Here is a 3,350-nt window from a genome sequence, read left to right on the forward strand (position 1 = left end):
GGCACCGCGGTCGGCACCGCGGTCGGCACCGCGGTCGGCACCGTCAGTGGACGCGTGCGCGGGCGCTCCGGGGGCACCCGCCGCCGCGATGTCCGGACCCGGTTGCCACGGCTGGCGCCCGGCACCGCATGGATCGTCGTCGTCGTCCTGATAGTGGCGAACCTCAGTCCGCTGTGGCGTGGCCGGTTCATCGAGTCGGATCTGGACCGCCCCGAGCAGATCCCCGCCTACGAGCGCCAGGTCGCCACCGCACTGGACGCGACCGGTCCGGCCACCCGGGTGCTGGAACTGCCCGGTGCGGACTTCGCCCATTACCGCTGGGGGACCACCCTGGACCCCGTCCTGCCCGGCCTGACCAACCGCCCCTACCTGGTGCGTGAGCTGATCCCGTTCAGCGCCGCCGCATCCGCCGACCTGCTACGCGCCGTGGACCGCCGGATGCAGGAAGGCGTGTTCGAAACCAGTTCGCTGGCCGACATGGCCCGGCTGATGGGAGTCGGTGACATCGTGCTGCGCAGCAACCAGCAGTACGAACGCTTCCGCACCCCGCGGCCGGTGCCTACCTGGGCGCTGTTCACCGACCCGGTGCCCGCCGGGCTTGGCGCGCCACGCCGCTTCGGCCCGCCGGTCACCGACGCACCACGCATTCCCGTCAACGACGAGCTGGCCCTGGGTACCCCACCGGACGCGGTCGACCCGCCGGCGCTGGCCGTATTCGGAGTCACCGACCCACAACCCATCGTGCGGACGGCGGCCACCGGGGCACCGCTGCTCGTCAGCGGCAACGGGGAGGGGCTGGTGGACGCCGCAGCCGCCGGCCTGCTGGCCGACCCGCTCACAACGAACCGGGCCATCCTTTACACCGCGTCGATGGCAGCCGACCCGGCATCGGTCGGCCAGGCCCTGAGCGACGGCGCCGATCTTCTTCTCACCGACAGCAACCGGCGCCGGGCCGAACGGTGGGGCTCGATCCGGGACAACTACGGGTACGTGGAAGGCCCCGACACGGTCGCGCTGGCACCCGACCCCAACGACAACCGACTACCGGTCTTTCCGGCCGAGACCACGGCGGCCCAGACGGTCGCGGTGCTGCACGCCCCCGGCCAGCCCGGCGACATCGCCGCCGTCGGCGCAACCAGCTACGGCAACGCGTTCTCCTACAGCCCGCCGGAACGTCCGGTGGGCGCGGTCGACGGCGACCTCGACACCGCGTGGCAGGTCGGCGCGTTCGCCAACCCGGCGGGCCAGCGCCTCCAGATCGCCGTGACGGACCCGGTGCGCACCGACCGCGTCCGTCTCGTCCAACCGCTACGCGGCTCCCCCAACCGGTGGATCACCAAGGCGACGCTCCGGTTCGACGGCGGCGCACCGGTGAGTGTGAACCTCACCGCCGCGTCCCGGACCGAAGCCGGCCAGCTGGTCACCTTCCCGGCCCGTCGGTTCACCCGCCTGGACATCACCGTCGAGGAGACCAACACGGGGGTCCGCGCGCAATACGCGGATCTGTCCAGCGTCGGGTTTGCCGAAGTCGACATCGTCCGACCGGACGGCACGTCCCCGCACGCACACGAGCTCCTGCGGATGCCGACCGACCTGCTGACCGCGGCGGGCACGGCATCGGTGCAACACCGGCTCATGCTGCAGGTCACCCGCGACCGGGCGAACCCGGGCGAACCGTTCCGATCCGACGCCGAGGCGGCCATGGCACGGGTGTTCACCCTGCCCACCGCGCGTACCTTCGCGCTCACCGGCACCGCCCGCGCGTCCGCCTATGCCAACGACCTGATCCTGGGTACCTCCACCGGCCGGCCCTCGGACACGGTGACCACCGAATCGTCCGGGCGGCTGCCCGGTGATCTGGCTGCCGGCAGCGCCGGCGCGTTCGACGGTGACCCGGCGACGCTGTGGAGTCCCGGCTTCGGGATGCAGACCGACGCCTGGATCCAGGTCAACTCCCCGAAGCCGGTGAGTTTCTCGACGCTGACCCTGTCGGTGGTGGCCGACGGGCGCCATTCCGTGCCGAGGACACTCGGGCTGGTCGTGGACGGTAAGCGGGTGGACACGCTGACCATCCCGCCGATCACCGACATGCCGGGCGCCAGGATCGGACAGCCAGGCGCCAGCCGGACGGTCACCCTCTCCTTTCCCCCCGTCCGGGGCAGCAACATCCGCCTTGTGGTCGACGACATCCGGTCGGTCACCACCCGGGACCCGATCAGCCAGCAGCTGATCACGATGCCGGTGGGACTGGCCGAGGTCGACATCGCCGGCCTGCGGGTTCCCCCGGCGACGGCAGCCCTGCCGGGCGCATGCCGTAGCGATCTCCTCACGCTCGACGGACACCCGGTCCCGGTACGGATCACCGGTTCCAGCGCCGACGCGCTCGCCCGCAAGGGCCTGCTGGTGTCGCTCTGCGGCGACCCCATCACCCTGGGACCCGGCGACCACGTGCTACGCACCATCGCGGGAGCCGGCGTCGGATACGATCTGGACCGCCTTGTACTGGCCTCCGAGCCCGGTGGTGGCGCGTCGCCGATCACTGCCGCCGGCTCGGTCGCACCGGCCGACCAGAGCACCCCGGTCCGATCATCGGGCGCGAGCACCACCCGCGCGCCGGCGGTGGCGGTCACCGGATCGAGCGACACCTCGTTCGCCCTGCGGGTCACCAACGCCGAACCCGGCACACCGTTCTGGCTGGTGCTCGGGCAGAGCCTGTCCGCCGGCTGGAAGGCGACCTCACGGGGAACCTCAACGGGAGGATCGACGACCACCGACTACGGCGCGCCACGACTGGTGGACGGCTACGCCAACGGCTGGCGGATCACTCCGACCGCGTCCAGCTTCACCGTCGATCTGCGCTGGACCCCCCAACGGCTGGTGCGCCGTGCGCTGGCGCTCTCCGGCATCGCGCTGACCTCCTGCGTCGTGTTGATGGTCGTGACGGCGAGAAGGCGCCGGCGATCACGCACGCAGGCCGATCCGGTGACCGCCGAGCTACCCCGGTTCGCATCGCCGGCGCCGCGGGCCCCGCGGGTACCGGTCACGGTCGCGGTACTCGCAGCGACGGTGGCTGCCCTGATCGCCATGGCACTGGTGAACCCGGCGGCGAGTATCGCCACCGGGCTGGCAACCCTGGCCGCGCTACTCCTGCCCCGGGGCCGGACCCTGCTCACGCTCGGACCGGTGGCCGTGCTGACCCTGAGCGCCACCTATGTCATCCAGGTCCAGCTGCGCCACAGCCTGCCCAGCGACGGGGAGTGGGTCAGGGCCTTCGCGCGGGTCGCGACCGTGTCCTGGATCGCGGTTCTGCTCCTGGGTGCCGACGTCCTCGTCACGGCGGTGCAACACCG

General features: G+C 72.0%; 1 protein-coding gene. It reads left to right on the forward strand.

Going from position 1 to position 3,350, the window contains the following annotated elements; translation table 11 throughout:
- A partial coding sequence (locus U9980_RS12535; RefSeq protein ID WP_322768063.1) for an alpha-(1->3)-arabinofuranosyltransferase domain-containing protein occupies positions 1-3,350 on the forward strand: 3,350 nt, incomplete at both ends.

Source organism: Protofrankia sp. Cr1 (genome assembly GCF_963555865.1).
Taxonomy (GTDB): domain Bacteria; phylum Actinomycetota; class Actinomycetes; order Frankiales; family Frankiaceae; genus Protofrankia.